We start from the raw sequence: 17,387 nt of genomic DNA, 5'->3' as shown, positions 1-17,387 counted from the left end.
AACCTGTCCTACAATAGTAGCAAATTGAAATTGGTTTGACAACTATGAAGCAAGTGACAACGCGAGTATCAGATAGGGAATATGAGCATTTAGCCAAATTCGGCAAAGTAACACAAACAACCCAATCTGATGTAATTCGCGGATTGATTAGAAAGTTGTTAATCGATGGCATATTGAATCCCATCGATTAACCGCCTATCCATCTCACGCCAATCTGGGTACAGATATGGCGTGAGGCGTTAGGCGTTAGCTAAAGGGTCGTGTTATCACTGTCAAAGGCGACTTCCCATCCGGGCTAACGCTATTTGCCTACCGCGAGGAAAATACTTGACAGATGGGGGTTCCAGCCTATCAAGTCCGTTGGCTTTCGTAATGGATACCTCAGCCAGTCATAAAATTGACCTATATGATGCAACAAAACTTGATGTTCAGTATACAATAGCCTGTGGTGTGAGTAAGTAAAAATAACTATTTAACGAATGCTAAATCGTTCATCTAGTGTAATCTGTCCACCAAACCCGAATCGGGAAGCTGCAACTGAGAGCGATCGCGGGACGGTAAGCGGCACGAGTGACCAACGCCTGATAAAATTAATGAAGTCGATTTACCAGGCTGATCAGCAAGTCAAGTATCTACATTTGCAAGCAGAAGTAGATTCACTCTTGCAGCAGCTCCAAATCCTCCAAAAACAACGGTTGGCTACGGCACAATCCGACGCCAATAATTAAGGGGAACAGTAGTGTTTGGTTTGATTGATGCTGTTTTTGCACCCCAGAACTCATTCTCGGGGTGCTAAGTTTTGTCAACTCTGAGTGATCAGCACAAGGAGATACCCTTCTATCTGCCAAGAATAGATGACTGGGCAGGATTTTTTTTGCCTGACTATTCGCAATTCACTAAATCTCATGTATTGAATTCTTTCATGACTATATCGACAATCAAAGAACAAACTCCCGATTACTCCTTAAAAAAGGTTACGACTACTTTAAGGTTGAGAGACATTTTGCAGACGTTACCGCGTGAAGTGTTTCAAAAAAACCGTCGCCAAGCCTGGACAGTGGTTCTGGTGAATATTTTAATGGTGGGTCTAGGCTATGGGGGTTTAGCGCTTGCACCCTGGTTTTGTTTACCGCTATTATGGATTTTCACCGGTACAGCATTGACTGGCTTTTTTGTCATCGGTCATGATTGCGGTCATCGTTCCTTTGCCAATCGCCGTTGGGTGAATGATTTGGTGGGACACCTGGCATTTTTACCTTTAATTTATCCCTTTCATAGCTGGCGCATTCTCCATAACTACCATCATGCCCACACGAATAAGCTTGGCGAAGATAATGCATGGGAACCCTTTACAGTAGAGTATTATGCCAGCCACTCGGTTTTAGTGAAGTTGTTTTACCAGCTAATACGAGGTCGATTATGGTGGATTGGCTCGATATTCCACTGGGCATTAATGCATTTTAACTGGGGTAATTTCCAGGGGAAACAGCGTTCTCAAGTCAAGTTTTCAGCCTTGCTTGTTATCGGTTTTGCTGCTGTTGCATTTCCCTTACTCATTGCGACAACAGGTGTATGGGGAGTCGTCAAATTCTGGCTGATTCCCTGGTTGGTGTACCATTTCTGGATGAGTACTTTCACCATTGTTCACCACACAGCACCCGATATTCCCTTTACCCCGGAACCGGAATGGAATGAGGCTGAGGCTCAATTATTTGGTTCGGTTCACTGTGATTATCCCCGTTGGGTAGAATTTCTCTGCCATGACATTAATGTTCACATTCCTCATCACGTTTCCAGTGCGATTCCGTCCTATAATTTGCGGTTAGCGCATCGGATTCTCAAGGAGAATTGGGGAGATGAACTACGCGAATGCCGTTTTTCTTGGTCGTTGATGAAACAAATTACCGACCAATGTCACCTCTATAATCAACAAGAGTGCTATCAGTCGTTTAAAGACTATCGAAAAGCCTTGGCTGGAGACAAGTAATACCGGATTGTCACACTAACGTGAATTAGATGAGATCCCCGATTTCTTGAAGAAGTCGGGGATTTTGGTATTAAGTTCAATGGCACGCTCAACAAGCATTTTGGGATCGCCGAAACCCTGTATCGTAGGGTGGGAATTGCCCACCATCCTCATCTGAGCGTGCCATTCGTGTTAAGTTACATATTAGCGATCGCGAGCCATAGCAAGGTTGTCATGAGTCAACTGCAAGCCAAACTACCAACCGATACCTGGGTCAATGCGACTTGGGAGGAATACCTTCAGGCAATCAGTGATCCAGCATACGAAAAAGCGAAAGGCTACTACTATAACGGACGCATGAGGCTAGAGATGTCTCCACCGGGTAACCCCCATTCCCGTGACCACCTTATCGTTATTCACGCCGTCTGCCTCTTTGCAGGACTCAATCAGATTGATTTTGATGGTCATGATAACTGCACGTATCGTAAGACGGGCTGTGAGGAAGCACAACCGGATGTCTCGTTTTATGTTGGTGAGAAGGCGGAAGTAGTCCCTTGGGAAGCGACAATTATCAATCTCGATACCTACCCACCCCCGGATTTAGTCATTGAAGTTGCCTATTCTTCTTTAGCCGATGACAAAGGAGAAAAACGTCTCCTCTACGAATCCTTGGGAGTTCGGGAGTATTGGATTATTGATGTAAAAAATGTTCAGGTTATCGCCTTTGAAATTCAAAATGGCGGGAGTCGGCGAATTTACCAATCTCAGGTGTTTCCTGGTTTAGAGATTTCTCTATTAGAAGAAGCGTTTCGGCGTAGTCGGCAAATGAATCATGGTAAAGTGAGCGCTTGGTTGTTGTCCCAGTTTCAAGCTTGAGTGATTCTATCGTTTATCGTCCCAAGAACGGCTCATTGATTAATGCTGGTTATCCTATTCCCATTTCGCTGCTGACTCTGGAACTATGTCATACAGTGACTTCAAAAGTCTTGACCAAGCCGTTTCTAACCTGGAATTAACCGTTGAGGATATTCCTCATTTTTTTAGGCAGGTTGCCCCGATTGAACCTTCCCAACGCCTTCAGGAAACCTTAGAAGAAAACTTAGATTTAGCCGTAAGTATTAGTACAGAAAAAGCTCGTTCTGAATTAATTATTACGCCAATATTGTTGGAGATAAGGCGCAGATTTCAGAACAAAATTGGTTATTTTTCGGGAAATACGTTTAATGTTGATGACGCTAAAGGTTTAACGGGGGCTTGTGATTTTATGTTAAGTGCATCCAGCAATCAATCACTGGTAACTGCTCCTGTTTTAACCTTAGTTGAAGCCAAAGATAATGATATCCGCATTGGTTTGGGACAATGTGTGGCTCAAATGGTTGCCGCCCAAATATTTAACACTCGTAATGGACGAGAACAGCAAGCGGTGTATGGTGCTGTTTCAACCGGAACGAACTGGAAGTTTATACTGTTAGAAAAGGATCGGGTAAAAATTGATTTGACTGAATATTTTATTCCTCAGTTAAATCAGATATTAGGTATTCTAGCGGAACCCTTTAGAATTTATTTTGAGTAATCCAAAGGATACCCAATAATGTGCGATCGCGCACTGCGGTTCCACTCCTGTAGGTTGGAATGTTACTCTAGGGTTGTATAGCAATCGTTGAGGGAACAGCCGTGAGCCAAGTTGTAACGCTAGAACTTAGTGATGAAGTGTATGCAGCCTTGAAGCGACAAGCTGACAGTGCTGGTATCTCCCTATCTGAATGGCTCGCGATCGCTCTCGAACTACAAAGCGGTTTACCGAGTCAACAGAAAACTCAAGCCGAGAAAGAAGCTGCGCCTCAAGAGTTTCCTAGCCCCAGCTATTCTGGAGCTATTGACGTAGGCTATCTGACAGGATCTGACAATAGAGGCGTTGATGCTGATTTGGTTGGTTTATAGCTAAGATATCGCCAAATAATACCCTAAGCTGAGTGCTATTACTCGCTTAGCTGTAAGCAAGATATTTCCATTTAGTCTTAATTTCTCCAGAAAGGCTATTCTAAAGAAAGAGAACTCAGGTTATCCCTATGAATAAGCTGCGGTGGGTCGCTGGTTTAGCTCTAGTTGCTCTGCTCGTCAGTAGCTGCACCCGTCAAAATAACCAAGTCAGTCAAACCCCACAACCTGAATCGGCTGTAGCAACAGCGCCTAAACAACCTGAAGCTGAAACTGCCAACAATCCAAGCAAAACCCTAGTTCCTCCACCGCCAGCCGGACTGATTCCGCCTAGCCAATCAGTCAAGATACCCGTTGCCAAAGAGCGTCAAGATCCGTTTAATACGGTTACGGTTGCACCCATTCAACAGTCTACTCCAACAAAGACAACTCCACCGACTCAGCCTCAACCTGCCAAAACGCAACCCTCCCAGCCTAAAGCCCCTGAAACTCCAGCCAAAACTCAACCTTCCCCAACTTCAGAACCTAAACGCCAACCCTCCCCAACTCAATCCTCTCCCACTCCATCCGCGAAAGAAAAATCACCTGAACCCGCAGCCCCTAAAACTCAAGAACCCAAGCCTCAACCTTCTCCAACTCCTAGTGAGATAACTGTTATTGAGGAACCACCTCCCCCTTCCACTGAACTCGCTGATGGGGTAGAAGTGAGTGGTGTGATGCAGCTTGATGGACAATGGAACGCGATTATCAAAGCCTCAGCGAACACAACCAGTCGCTATGTGCGGGCGGGAGATTCTTTGTTAAATGGCGCAGTAAAGGTTAAGCGTATTGAATTAGGTGAAAATCAGGAACCGCTAGTGATTCTGGAAGAAAATGGTGTCGAAGTGATCAAATATGTTGGTCGTGGAAATGGCTTGGTAGCCAGCGCTGATTAGAGCATCGTTTCAGTGAAATCCTCCTACACTGTACCCGTAGGGTCAGTGTAGGCTTCCTTTGGTACAACCTTTGGCTATACCTCCAGCGCTTTATAGTGAGGATATGCTAAGTAGGAAATACAGGTAATTAGGCACCAGGCATCGTACCTGTAGAGCTGACACCAGCACCACCTTCGGCTTTGTGCTGCCATTGACCATGTTCACCCTGTTCGTAGCTGTTTTTAACCGAATTCCAAGCAACTTGATGGGCTTGGTTATCGTTTAGTCCATCGCGAGATGCGCTATTATAGGCAGCACAGAAAATCTGTTGAGCGCCTTGAGGTAGTTGTTCTTTTACGTCGTTTGGTAATTCTTCGACGTTTTGATAAGGCATGATTATTCTCCGTTAGTTATTTACGTCATACCCACTAGGAAATCAAACAGACTCTAAAAGATCATCTTTCTGTAGCTGTAGATACGGCTCTACCTATAATGGGGGAGGCGAGAGGGGGCTGGCTTTGCTGCACCCATAATCTTTGATTGGTTGACATACTCCCTTCGCTAAATCTGGCGATTATAGCGCGAGTCTCTACAACAGCCATGGCGATTAAAATCGCTGCTACACAAACAAAGTCCGCCTACGCGGACTCAATTATAACGGAGGTAGGAAACCCGGATTTACCAAATCTTCATTCTGTGTCGCCTATGAATTTAGCTGCTTATAGATTGATTCGAGCAGTTTTTCAAAGACGACTTGTTTAAACTCCTGGTTGTTCATCACCTCCATAAATATCTTCTCATTCCCCTCCATGCGTTCGATGAAGAGGTTTTCAAGCTGTTGGTCGAGGACGGGGGCGAAGTTTTCTTTGGTGTTGACCTGGGCGGCTTGCTTGAGGTGGTTGTTTGCGATCGCGGTTTCGGTGATTTGCTCGAAGAAGAGTTGGTCAGCGGGGGTGAAGTCGGTGCCAAAGCGTTCGTTGAGGGAGTCGATGAGTTGGGAGAGGGGAACCTCTTTATCCGGTTGGCGTGTCCCTACTGCGATTGCTCCTTTGAGGGGGTTGGCTTCGCCTTCGTTGAGGTCGATTTTGCCTTCACTGATTTTTTGGAGGCGATAGAACTTCATCTCGATATCCCCTGATAGGTCTACGTTAGGCGCATCGGTACTGCGGGGGAGTTTCTTCAGGAGGAAGCGACTATAAGCATAGAGTTTTTCTAGGTCGGAATCTTGGTAGGGGATGATTTGGGCGAGGAAAAGGTAGAGGTTACGGAAGCTGGTGAGTTGGCTGCGGAATTGGTCTCGTTCGGCTGCTTCTAGGGTTTTGTATTGGTTGATAATGGGGTCGAGTAGGGTATTGAGCTTTTTGTGTTCTCCTCCGGTGAGGGAGGTTTTGGGACGGAACCAGATTTCACACCATTGGTTAACATTTTCTTCGCTAAAGAGTCGCCATTCATAGAGTTGAAAGGCGAGGTCATTCAGTTGTTGGGGGTCAGCGGTTTCGCCAACGGGGGTTTGTTCGTAGTAGGGTTTAAAGGCTTTATAGATGTCTTCGGGTGGGTTGACAAAATCTAGAACGAAGGTGTCTTCTTTCCCTGGGGCGGTACGGTTGAGGCGGGAGAGGGTTTGCACGGCTTGGACTCCAGCAAGGCGTTTATCGACGAACATGGTGTGGAGGAGGGGTTGGTCAAAGCCTGTTTGGAATTTGTTGGCGACGAGTAGCACTTGGTAGTCATCGCTGGCGAATTTTTCTGGGATTTCGGTGGATTTGATACCGCCATTCATACTCACTTCGGTAAAGCTTTCATCGGGGAACGCTTTGAGGGGGACTGAACCGGAGAAGGCGACGAGGGATTTAATGTCGGTGTAGCCTTTGTCTTTGATGTAGTGATCGAAGGTCAGTTTGTATTTAACCGCCTGTTCACGCGATCGCGTCACAACCATTGCTTTAGCCCTACCCCCGATTTTATGGCGGGTATGGTTACGGAAATGCTCAACAATGATTTCAACTTTCTGGGCGATGTTGTGGGGGTGGAGTTCGACAAAACGGGCGATTTCCCTGGCTGCTTTGCGTCGGGGGAGGTTGGGGTCATCCTCAAAGAGGCTTACTAACTGGTAATAACGGGCGTAACAGGTGTAGTTGGCGAGTACGTCTTTAATAAAGCCTTCTTCAATGGCTTGGCGCATGGTGTAGAGATGAAAGGGGGCTTGTCCGGTTTCTCCGGGTTCATCGAAGTGTAAGAGGGTGCGTTGTTTGGGGGTGGCGGTAAAGGCGAAGTAACTGAGGTTGGGTTGTTTGGTGCGAGTGAGTTGGGTTCGTAATAGTTTTCGTTGGGCTGCTTCGCTGAGGTTATCATCGGGTTCATCGTCGAGGAGTTGGTGGGCGATGGCGGCTTCAATCCCATCGTTGTTGAGGATTCCTCGGAGTTCGGCGGCGGTTTCTCCGCTTTGGGAACTGTGTGCCTCATCGACGATAATGGCGAAGCGTTTGTCTTTGGTGGTGATGGTGACGGTTTTGCCTTTTTTCTCTAGGGTTTGGATGGCTTGGGAAATAAAGGGGAATTTCTGAATGGTGGAGATGATGATGGGGACACCCTTACCCAGGGCTTTTGCGAGTTGTTGGGTGTTTTCATCTATTTTGTGAACGACTCCGGTTTTATGGTCGAATTGATAAATCGTGTCTTGGAGTTGGCTGTCTAATACTTTGCGATCGGTGATCACGATGACGGTATCAAAGATTTTTTCATCTTGGTCATTGTGGAGGTTGGCGAGGCGATGGGCTAACCAGGCGATGGAGTTAGATTTTCCTGATCCGGCTGAATGTTGGATTAGGTAGTTATGTCCTGACTGATGCTGTTTGGTGTGGGTGATGAGTTTCCGCACGACATCGAGTTGATGGTAACGGGGGAAAATCAGGGTTTCTTTGGTTTGGTAGTTGATTCCGGTGGCGGTGGGAGTTTGGATTTCTTTGGTTTCTAGGTGGAGGAAACGGGCGAGAATGTCTAAAATACTATCGCGTTGGAGGACTTCTTGCCAAAGGTAACTGGTGCGGTATTCTCCTGGAACATGGGGATTTCCGGCGCTATGGTTATTGCCTTTATTGAAGGGGAGAAAGTAGGTTTCAGTTCCAGCGAGTTTGGTGGTCATCCAGACTTCTTCGGTATCAACGGCGAAGTGAACTAAGCAACGTTCTTTGAAGCGAAATAGGGGGTCTTTGGGGTCTCTTTCGGTTTGGTATTGGTCAATGGCGTTGCGGTAGGTTTGTCCGGTGAGTTGGTTTTTCAGTTCGATGGTGGCGATGGGTAAGCCGTTGAGACTGAGGAGAATATCGGGAATTCCGTTGGTTTTGATGGTGACTTGGCGGGTAACGGTGAGGCGATTTTTACTGTAGAGGGCGATGGTTTCCGGGTTCATCCCGGTGTTGGGTTGGAAGTAGGCGACTTTGAAGGTTTTACCGTAGCATTTGAAGCCGTTACGGAGGACATCAAGCATTCCCCGACTTTTGAGTTCTTTGGTGAGGCTGGCGATGAGGGTTTTTTGGGCTTCTCCTGGGCTGGTGCGAGTCAGTTTTTCCCATTTTTTCGGTTGGGTGGTTTGGATAAAGTTGATAATCTCACTGTGGAAAAGGGCGGTGTCTGGGTCGTAGTTTTTTGGGTTTCCTCGGTAATAGCCGTAGTGGTTGAGGAGTTCCCGTTCGATGATGTTTTCAAAGTCTTTTTCTTGGTGCATGGTCAATTACTGTTGATCGATGATATCATGTCCGGTTAAATACCCATAATTACGGTGAGGATGAGTAGGGGCTTGGTTACCAAGCCCGTACATTTTTATTAGGGGTGATTTACTTGGTCAGGGTCAAAGTCTGGGGGGACGGGTTCAACCTTGTCTAAGAGGTCTTTAAAGGTTTGGCTTTGATAGTCATAGGGCTGGGCTTCTACAATATCTTTGATAATTTTACCGCTATCCTTTGCGGAGCCAAAAGCTGGGCGTTTACTTTTTTTAATCGGAGAAATAATGGCAAGGGGTTGATTATTTTGGGTAATGGTGAGGGGTTCACCTGTTTGGATGGCTTGGGTGAGTAGGGTTTGGAGGGATTCAGGGAGGTCGGATAGGGTGATTTGAGTCATGGTTTTTAATGAATTAAGTAGGTTAAAGTTTGATGTCATCTAGGGGTAATAATCCTTCGTCAATATCGGGGAATTCTTCGTCTATGGGTTCGAGGGTGGAGAAAATTTTGAGAAGGGATTTCTTTTGATAGGGTTCGATAATCAGTTTGCCATTTTCTTGGCGGATGATAACGTCTGTGGTGTCTAGGTTAAGTTCTGGGGGAATGGGTAGGGTTTGGGTGTTCCCTTGTTGGATGAGTTTAACGTGATATTCGGTGTTCATAGGGGTTTCTAGGGTTGAGGAATGGGGACTTGGCGCACGTCGATTTTGCCTGTTACGGCGTTGGTGATTAGGGCGGTGCGATATTCTTTTAGGAGGTCAATGGCAGTTTCTATAGTTCTTGACATTTGATCCGAAGATGTAGTTATCTTTTCAATCTTATTAACAACTTCTTCTTGTTCATTCAGTGGAGGTACTGGCAGTCTAATGTTTTTGTACAAATCAGTCCTTAGCACTTTTGTACCATGTGCAGACTCTTCTACAATGCTTAATATAAGATTTTTGATTCCCCGCAAAAGTATTGCCAAATATTCTGGATTGAGAACTGTTTTCAGGATTTTCATATCCTGGTTTATCGTCACATCAACATCATTAATTGCAACGGGAAAAGAATGAGCTAATATCATTCCTCTAACCACAATTAAGACACTACCTTGAGAATGTAAATGAATTGATGTCTCCTTTAGTGCCTCATTTGTGATTTTATCAATGGAGGAAGTTAATCTTTCCTTCTTCATATCTTTCGGAGAAATCCAAGGTATTTCTCCATCCCAAAATTCAGGATTGCTTTTACTCGGTGTACTACCACCTTGCATTGAAACTAAAAATCTTTGTCTGACAACTCTCCAATGTGCAGGGATATCACCTAGCCACTCGATGCCAGAATCTTTCATGGGGACGGTTGGATCGAGTCCTTTGGTGACAGCGTGGCTGATGAGGGCGGTGCGTTTTTCGTCGAGTTTTTCGAGGAGGGCTTCTTTCTTGGAAATGAGGGCATCTATTTGGCTGGTTTTGTGGTCGATAAATTGCGCGATCGTCTTCTGTTCTTCTAGTGGCGGAAGAGTTATCTTGATTTGTCTAAGATGTACCGGACCGTAATGTTGGATCGTTGTACCTGTTTTCAACAAATCAATCTGAGTGAAGAATAGATCAGAACCTACTAGAACTTGAATAAATTGCCTGTTAATTTCGCAACGTGCAGGATTTAAACGGATAATTCCTGTGTATGCTATAGAATTTTCTGATTTTTCGTCTACAATAGAAATTAAGCCTGTTGATGCAGAACAACTTATCAGAATATCATTGCGTTTTAACTTAAAGTGCTTCCAAGTTTTCTCTACTTTTTCAGGATCTAAATAATTACAACCTTCTAAATCTACAAATCCAGGTTTTAAGTTGTGAATTCGCAGTAGTGGTATCCCTTCATCGCGAAAGTCAGCAGCCATGATGCCTGGTCCTTCTTGGAAAGTAATGAAATGTGAAAATCTAACTATTTCCCAACTTTCAGGAATCTCCCCCAACCACTCAACACCAGAATCCTTATACCGTTCATACCCCTGATACTTTCCCATTATTCGTCCTCCTTCTCTCCTGCTAATTCCCAAATCTTGTTATACAAAGGTGGAGAAATCCCGAAAGTAGAATCCTCAATAAGCAGAAACGATAATCATTCAAGATTTCTGTTGCTGTAACATTAATTCTGCCTGTTCAACTTCCTGGGCTAATTCTTCCAAATCTTGAGAATCATCAACAAGGTAAATACCCCATCGTTTCATCCTTTCAATAACGTCTAAACGAGAAAATCCTAGAATTTTTCCTGCCCGACTACTGGTAATCTCTCCTGCTTCTAGTAAAATCATTACATAGCCTTCCTTGGCTTTTTGTAAAGCCCTTTGCTGCACCTCAGCCGGAAGTTCGATAGTTTCCAACTGTTCATCTGAAATAATTAAAGCCATTAATTTTTCTCCCAATTAACCGTTATCTGCATAATGTTAGTCTCCCTTAAATTACTCCATATCGAGAGGGTTAAAATCTAAAGCTGACCTCGACCCACGACGCACAGATAAAATATAAACAAACTCCCCTTGAACTGTAAAAATTATGCGATATCGACTCTTGGATTTTCCATAAAGAAGCTGTCTAATCTCCTCTGAAAAATCATCATTTTCCCTGGCTAAAGCACAACGTCTTGGCTTTTCTTGTAAAGTAGCGATGGTATCCATCAAATCTCGAAACCATTGGTCTGCATAGGCAGAATTATAGTCTTTTAACCAAAGATAAGCCGACTCTATTTCCTCTTTGGCATAACGAGTCAACTTAATCTGAAATACCATGTTTAGCTTGCATCTCAGTCACAAAACTTTCAAGGGATTGAGTCTCACCCTTGTCAATATCTGTTAATCCCCTTTGAATCGCCACCAGAGATTCTAGGTGTTCGATGGTATCCAATAACTTCTGATAAGCAGTAGCATCCTGTACAACCACTTCTGCTTTCCCATTTACTGTCAAAACAATCGGATTTCCCGTTTCCTTCATCTGTTGAATCAAGTCACTGGTATTGCGCTTAAAGGTGGAAAGCGATTGAATATCCCGCCCTAAATGAATCATCCCGATCAGCCTCGCACTAAATTTGCATCTTATTAAGTCTAATTTACACTACCTCCCCCAACATCGCCATAATATCCGCCTCTAAAGACTTAATATCCTCCTCAATCGCCGCCAAGGGGCGAGGAGGCTGATACACATAGAAATGCCGATTCAAGGGAATCTCATACCCCACCTTCGTCTTATCAAAATCAATCCAAGCATCGGGGACATGGGGTAAAACCTCCGCCTCTAGATACGCCAAACAATGGGCTTTGACTAATTTATTTAACCCATCTAATCCCGTTTTGCCGTCATACTCCAACGGTAAAGGTAAAGGGATATCCTCCGGTAAAGGCACAATCTCCGTATCCCGTAAACTGGTATCCGGTTCAACGTTTCCCTTGCTATCCTGACAGATTTCCGCTTCCGGATCAGTTTCCCCCAATGCTGCTAAAATCGCCTTTTTAACTGGACTTTTCAGCTTTAATCCGGCTTGTTTTAAGACCTTTTCCATGTCCTTAACAAACACCTCACGGGACAAATAAACTTTATTCCCATCCATGCAATACAGTGCAGCAATAATCTCCTTTTGTAAGTTTTGCCCCATCTCCATTTCAAGCTGCTTCGCCTTCTCATCTTTACGCTTCTTACTGGTTGCCAAATTCTGAAATGCTGTTTGTTCCCACAGTCGCGCCAAGCGTTCCTCACTCACTTGAAAATTCAGCCGTAAGGGACGTTCTACCGTAATCTTAAGAAAACCAAACTCCCGATTATCAAAAATCTTAGAACAAACCCGTTCTTGGCTTTCCCCATCAACCTGCACCTTACTTATCCCATTGTGTTGATAATCCCCATAAAGTCGCACCAGTTCCGCGATATGGTCAGGGGATAACTCATTCCGCTTATTCCCCAGACTCTTTTTCATCTTCTGATAATGGTGCGTCCCATCAATTAACTGTACTTTCCCTTTCCGGTGGGATGCTTTCTTGTTCGTCACCAACCAAATATAAGTAAAAATCCCCGTGTTATAAAACATTTGATCCGGTAACGCCACCACCGCATCCAGCCAGTCATTTTCGATAATCCAACGGCGAATATTACTCTCCCCACTCCCCGCATCCCCAGTAAATAAAGGTGAACCATTAAACACAATAGCAATGCGTGACCCATCTCCCTTCGCCTCCGGTGCAGGGTACATCTTAGAAATCATGTGTTGCAGAAACAACAGCGACCCATCATTAATCCGGGGTAAACCTGCGCCAAAGCGACCCTTAAACCCCAGGGTTTGATATTCCGACTCGATGAAATTTTGCTCCGGTTTCCACTCCACCCCAAAGGGCGGATTAGCAAACATATAATGAAACTGTTTATCGCTATGACCATCGTGGGGGACAAAGTTATTACTCTTTTGCTTGGCGTCTTTGAGTCCTAATGTGTCCCCATAAACAAGATTATTAATCGGTTCATCTTTAATCAGCAGGTCAGAACAGCAAATGGCGTAGGATTCGGGGTTATATTCTTGCCCAAATAATTCCAAATTCGCGTCCTGGTTTTGCCGTTTAATATGTTCCTCGGCTACAGATAGCATTCCCCCCGTTCCCGCCGTGGGATCGTACACCCTGCGGTAAATCTGTGGTTGAAAGACATCCTCTTCCTCACAGAAAACCAAATTCACCATCAGGCGAATCACTTCACGGGGGGTAAAATGGTCTCCGGCTTCTTCGTTTGCTTGTTCATTAAACTTCCTCACCAATTCCTCGAACAAATACCCCATTTGTAGATTCGAGAGATGCGCCGGAGACAAATCTACATCCGGACTCGCGATCGCTTGCATCACTTCATAGAGGCGATTGGCTTCATCGAGTTTCTGAATCTGCTTGTCAAAGTCAAACTTATCGAAGATGTCCCGCGCCAGGGGAGAAAAGCCATTAATATAGGCGCGGAGGTTATCGGCTAATCCTTCCGAGTCCCCCAAAAGCTTCTTAAAGGTAAACTCGCTGAGGTTATACAAAGGCTGTTGGCGATCGCCCCCGATCGCAACTTTCGCGATCGCCTTCTCAAACGCCTCCCCCGTCAAGACTTTCTCATACTTGGTTTTGGCTGCTAAAACGGCTTCCTTAGTGGGTTCTAGGACAGAATCAAGACGACGCAGCACAATCATCGGTAACATCACCTGACGATACTGAGGGGGGCGGTAGGGACCTCGGAGTTTATCGGCGATACTCCAGATCAAGCCGACTAACTCTTGATGATTGGCGTTTTGTACAGTAGTCGTCATAGAGGGTTAATAATCTTAGTTATGTTTTATTGTGCCAAGTTTCTATTATCGCTGGTTGTTAATTCGTGCAAGCAGGTCACCTCTACAGGTTGAATTAACCCACAGCAAACCCTGTATATTGCCTCACAAAAGGTTCATGAAATGCCAAAACAATATCCTCTTTTGGGACACCCAACTTGACCAATTCATTGGCTATACCAATTTCTGTTCCATCATACTGTATCCAAATTTTCCCATTTTTAATATTCAGATGCAATACGCACCCATACATCGGCTGGCGATTTTTCCAACCCGTATAAACAACCTGATAATGATCCCGTTCTTTGTCAAAAATTAGTTCTGTTTCCACTTCGTCATCCGATGGACTTCCTTTCGCATAGTCACTTAATAACTGTTGGATGTAGGTACGATATTGTTCGATCATTTCCATTCTAAAACCACCTCATCTTTAGGCTCATAAACCAGCAACCTGAGTTGAAAGCGCTCAATGATAGTTTCCACAAATGGCAGGTTAAAAAATGTTTGATAAGTACCTAGGGGAACAGCTAAATATAAAACCCTGTCCGGCTGTTGTTCTTCTAAAGCGACACGATAGTTAAGAAATTGACCGACAGCCGTATGAAATTCAGAAATATTTGACGGTGTAATAAAGCTTTTAATCTCAACCGCTATCTTTTCTTCTCCTTTCTCCGCCGCTATGAGTCTTTCTGCGCCCAAATCGATTCGCATATCAACCCTACCTGCTCGAATTCTCAGAGGATCATCGGTAATCACCCAACCCTCTTTTTCCAATCCGTTTTTAACTGCATCATGAAAAAGATCTTTAGCCACTATCTAACTAATTTTGCAATTTAGTATTTTGGGTTTTAATTGTAGCACGAATACCATCCTGACTTGCAGTGAAACGTTAGCACAATGCCAAGGATGATCAATCTGCTTTTACTCAAAACTTTTGCGCTGATCTGACCAACGCTTAAGGCTATATTTATTCTCACCCGCTAGGACTAACGCCGCCGTTCCCCCATCACCCAAATCCGCGATCGCAGTCAGTGATGTACTCCCATGGGTGGAGAATTCACTGTAGAGTAACGCCCCCTTCTCCGAAAATATTAATGTCCGAGGTTTATATTGCTGCGTGTTCGTTTCCGGGCGTTTGATATTCAGGGTTTGGCTGGTACTCGATAGATCCTCATACAGGGTTAAAACAGCTTCCGGTTCATTGTTCCCGGTCAAATCCAGAGGCTGTACTAACCAATGTCCAATCTCTTGCAGCATCATCGGAATCGTGGGTTCGACTTCGGGCGATCGCTTGCCACTTTTGACTAATTCCTGCCACAGTGTTGGTAATATTGCCGCTACCCATTGCGGCTGAAGTTGGTTTAAATCGGACAAGCTAATTGAACCGGGTTCTAGCCAGCGTAGCGCTGTTTGAGAATATGCCATAGGACGGCTATTTTCTGGGCTAGGTAAGGCAACTCCTGCGGCTAAAAGCTGGATCACACCCTCTCGATAGGACACCGCTTGGACAGTCGCGACGATAGTCTCCTGGCGTCCCTCCGCCGACCAGACGGCGATTTGCAGGCGCGGATCAGTATCTAAGCCGAGATATTGCCAAAGACGCTGAGTTGGTGCAACGGTTGGTAATTGCAAGTCTCTAAATGGCGTTTGACGCCAGCGCTGACCATCATTAAACGCCGCCACTTCTATCTGATACCAAACCTGTTGAGGTGCTTTTTGGAGAACTAGGGATTGGGGATTAGGGATTGAGGATTGGGCGGTGAATGATACAGGAAATGTTGCTGTACCATTTCCCACTTCCGGTTGTCGCCAATCTTCAGGCTTGACAGTTTCAATCGATTGTGCAGTACCTAAAATTTGACTTAAATGAGGGATGATGGGTGGGGCTTGGGCTAACGCGACATCCATAGAATCGAGATAAGCATAAATCTGGGCATCATTATCCAGTTGAGGCTGATCGGATTCTGATTCAGGGGGTGGGAGTTGCTGCAACCAAGAGATGGCTTTAGCCCGCCCTTCTTGGGCGGCGAGAATTAAAGCCCCCCAGGTTTTTACGGTGCGATCATTAGGACTAATATTGAGGGCAGCTTCTACCCGTCGCCATAATCCCTCTGTATCGGTTTTGAGTAAATTGGCAATGTCTTGGGCGGAACCATTCAAGGCGGCGGTTTGAAATACCTGCAAGGCATCTGTCCAGCGTCCATCAATGAGATAGGCTAGAACTTGTTGTCCTTGACTTGCCCAAGTTTGGTTGGCTTGCGCTTCGGTAAATTGGGCATGAAGTCGAATCACATCCAGTTGCGCTTGGACTGTCGCCGACTCATTGTTTTTCTCGTCTTGTTGCAATCGTCGATATGCCAAAGACCATAACCCATTCCGGGCTAACATTAAGGAATTGCGATAGGTGGGACTATCGGAAGCAAATGTATTCAGAGAAATTTCGGTTAATTGAATCGGATTGAGCAGAAACTGGCGAGGTTGAACCTGGTATACCTGGAATTTGGGTTCTAAACCCACCGTTTGATTAATCACTAATTCTGGGGTTGATTCACCGGTGACTTGTTGCCAATAGGGTGGACTATCCGTGGGACTTTGCCATTCCAACAGAACACTCAGGTGTATTTGTTCGGGGTTGTAATGGAGTATTTGTCCGTAAGTTTTCGGGGATTCATCGGTGAGGCGAACTCCCCAAAGGTTAAACCAAAATCCTGTGGCGGGGGCTTTATTTTCTAAACGGTTAAATTGAGTAAAGGCTAGGGAACGAGACGCACTCCCATTAATTGCGTCGGTGGAGGAGAGGACAAAATACTCTTCGGGTTCGTTGATGGCTAGCTGAGTGACCAGTTGGTAAGCGAGGTCTGTTTTCTGGAATTCGACAGGTTGATAGAGTCTCAGTTCGACAATTTTTTGGCAATTGGTTTGACAGTTCGGTTGAGATTTTAATATCGGTAATAGGATGGGGGTTTCTCTATAGGTTTCCCCTGTATTGAGTGATACAAGTTCTCCAGCAATTAACCCATTTTGGCGCAACTCGTCGCGTATCTTTGCCAGGGTTTGCGGGGGTGAAGCATCGGCGATGGGAATCTTTGTCCATCCTGGTAAGATGCGATTCAGCCAGATCGCCGCATTGGGATCAATCATCAGGCGAATCCCTAGCCATATTCCCCCAGTAACGATCGCACCCGTGGCGATTAAAGCTGCGATCGCACCGAATGCGACTAGACAGCCATTAGCTGAGGATTTTTTCTGGACTCGTCGTCGTTGGCGTCTCTTTGTGACTCCGGACAATCGCTTCCCCCTTTCACCTGCTGACCTATTATCACCGATCATCGCTGCACTGAATTAGTGATTGTTTGACACTCCCCCGGTTAAAACGCGGGGGATTCTTCCGTCACAGGGAGGCAGAGTTTATCGTCTTCTAGGACGGAACCTTTACCCTCAGAAAGCTTAACCACCGTGTGTCCCACGGCTGTCCTACCTCTAATCTCGACTACTTGAGCGGCGGCAACATCCCGATTAGCCGTATAC

General features: G+C 45.3%; 19 protein-coding genes and 1 pseudogene. 7 read left to right on the top strand and 13 right to left on the bottom strand.

Annotated elements, in window-relative coordinates:
- Positions 1–44 precede the first annotated feature (44 nt).
- From RID09_RS11720 to RID09_RS11690, 7 genes are all read left to right on the top strand, one after another.
- The gene (locus RID09_RS11720; protein WP_446336122.1) at positions 45–191 is read left to right on the top strand and encodes a hypothetical protein; all 147 of its coding nucleotides are present in this window, start codon (positions 45–47) and stop codon (positions 189–191) included.
- Between the two features lie 288 nt (positions 192–479).
- Positions 480–728, top strand: coding sequence for a hypothetical protein (locus RID09_RS11715; protein WP_446336121.1), 249 nt, complete (start codon positions 480–482; stop codon positions 726–728).
- A gap of 194 nt (positions 729–922) precedes the next feature.
- Positions 923–1,987, top strand: coding sequence for a fatty acid desaturase (locus RID09_RS11710; protein WP_446336120.1), 1,065 nt, complete (start codon positions 923–925; stop codon positions 1,985–1,987).
- Between the two features lie 213 nt (positions 1,988–2,200).
- Positions 2,201–2,842 (top strand): Uma2 family endonuclease, encoded by a 642-nt coding sequence (locus RID09_RS11705; RefSeq protein WP_446336124.1) that lies wholly within the window; start codon positions 2,201–2,203, stop codon positions 2,840–2,842.
- Between the two features lie 85 nt (positions 2,843–2,927).
- Entirely contained in the window at positions 2,928–3,539 is a 612-nt protein-coding gene (locus tag RID09_RS11700; RefSeq protein WP_446336119.1) for a hypothetical protein, read from the top strand.
- A 101-nt stretch (positions 3,540–3,640) separates the two neighbouring features.
- A complete protein-coding gene (locus RID09_RS11695) occupies positions 3,641–3,907 on the top strand; it encodes a hypothetical protein (protein WP_446336118.1) in 267 nt (88 codons plus the stop codon).
- 128 nt (positions 3,908–4,035) lie between these two features.
- Positions 4,036–4,839 carry a hypothetical protein gene (locus RID09_RS11690; RefSeq protein ID WP_446336117.1) on the top strand — a complete coding sequence of 268 codons (804 nt, stop codon included), beginning with the start codon at positions 4,036–4,038 and terminating at the stop codon, positions 4,837–4,839.
- Between the two features lie 127 nt (positions 4,840–4,966).
- Here RID09_RS11690 and RID09_RS11685 read toward each other — a convergent pair whose 3' ends face one another.
- The 13 genes and pseudogenes from RID09_RS11685 to RID09_RS11625 all read right to left on the bottom strand — a co-directional run.
- A complete protein-coding gene (locus RID09_RS11685; RefSeq protein WP_446336116.1) occupies positions 4,967–5,212 on the bottom strand; it encodes a ChaB family protein in 246 nt (81 codons plus the stop codon).
- A 309-nt stretch (positions 5,213–5,521) separates the two neighbouring features.
- Positions 5,522–8,542 (bottom strand): type I restriction endonuclease subunit R, encoded by a 3,021-nt coding sequence (locus RID09_RS11680; protein ID WP_446336115.1) that lies wholly within the window; start codon positions 8,540–8,542, stop codon positions 5,522–5,524.
- 98 nt (positions 8,543–8,640) lie between these two features.
- Positions 8,641–8,937, bottom strand: coding sequence for a type II toxin-antitoxin system Phd/YefM family antitoxin (locus RID09_RS11675; RefSeq protein WP_446336114.1), 297 nt, complete (start codon positions 8,935–8,937; stop codon positions 8,641–8,643).
- 22 nt (positions 8,938–8,959) lie between these two features.
- Positions 8,960–9,199 (bottom strand): antitoxin, encoded by a 240-nt coding sequence (locus RID09_RS11670; protein ID WP_446336113.1) that lies wholly within the window; start codon positions 9,197–9,199, stop codon positions 8,960–8,962.
- 8 nt (positions 9,200–9,207) lie between these two features.
- Positions 9,208–10,548: a restriction endonuclease subunit S gene (locus RID09_RS11665; RefSeq protein WP_446336112.1), complete on the bottom strand. Its 1,341-nt coding sequence runs from the start codon at positions 10,546–10,548 to the stop codon at positions 9,208–9,210.
- A 99-nt stretch (positions 10,549–10,647) separates the two neighbouring features.
- Positions 10,648–10,932, bottom strand: coding sequence for a UPF0175 family protein (locus RID09_RS11660; RefSeq protein ID WP_446336111.1), 285 nt, complete (start codon positions 10,930–10,932; stop codon positions 10,648–10,650).
- A gap of 51 nt (positions 10,933–10,983) precedes the next feature.
- Entirely contained in the window at positions 10,984–11,310 is a 327-nt protein-coding gene (locus RID09_RS11655; protein ID WP_446336110.1) for a type II toxin-antitoxin system RelE/ParE family toxin, read from the bottom strand.
- Entirely contained in the window at positions 11,294–11,584 is a 291-nt protein-coding gene (locus RID09_RS11650; protein WP_446336109.1) for a type II toxin-antitoxin system Phd/YefM family antitoxin, read from the bottom strand. Before RID09_RS11650 ends, RID09_RS11655 begins: the two co-directional genes overlap by 17 nt.
- Positions 11,585–11,627: 43 nt before the next feature.
- Positions 11,628–13,841, bottom strand: a complete 2,214-nt coding sequence (locus RID09_RS11645) for a type I restriction-modification system subunit M (RefSeq protein ID WP_446336108.1) — start codon at positions 13,839–13,841, stop codon at positions 11,628–11,630.
- Between the two features lie 94 nt (positions 13,842–13,935).
- Entirely contained in the window at positions 13,936–14,271 is a 336-nt protein-coding gene (locus RID09_RS11640) for an element excision factor XisI family protein (protein WP_446336107.1), read from the bottom strand.
- Positions 14,262–14,675, bottom strand: a complete 414-nt coding sequence (locus RID09_RS11635) for a XisH family protein (RefSeq protein WP_446336123.1) — start codon at positions 14,673–14,675, stop codon at positions 14,262–14,264. Before RID09_RS11635 ends, RID09_RS11640 begins: the two co-directional genes overlap by 10 nt.
- 105 nt (positions 14,676–14,780) lie before the next feature.
- Positions 14,781–17,147 (bottom strand): hypothetical protein, encoded by a 2,367-nt coding sequence (locus RID09_RS11630; RefSeq protein ID WP_446336106.1) that lies wholly within the window; start codon positions 17,145–17,147, stop codon positions 14,781–14,783.
- Positions 17,148–17,227: 80 nt separating this feature from the next.
- A pseudogene (locus RID09_RS11625) lies at positions 17,228–17,387 on the bottom strand (RNA-guided endonuclease InsQ/TnpB family protein); the annotation flags it as partial.

Origin of the sequence: Coleofasciculus sp. G1-WW12-02 (assembly GCF_040219735.1) — a bacterium.
Lineage (GTDB): Bacteria > Cyanobacteriota > Cyanobacteriia > Cyanobacteriales > Coleofasciculaceae > Coleofasciculus.
The sequence above is the reverse complement of the archived record's forward strand: the minus strand, read 5'-3'. Positions and strand labels throughout refer to the sequence as shown.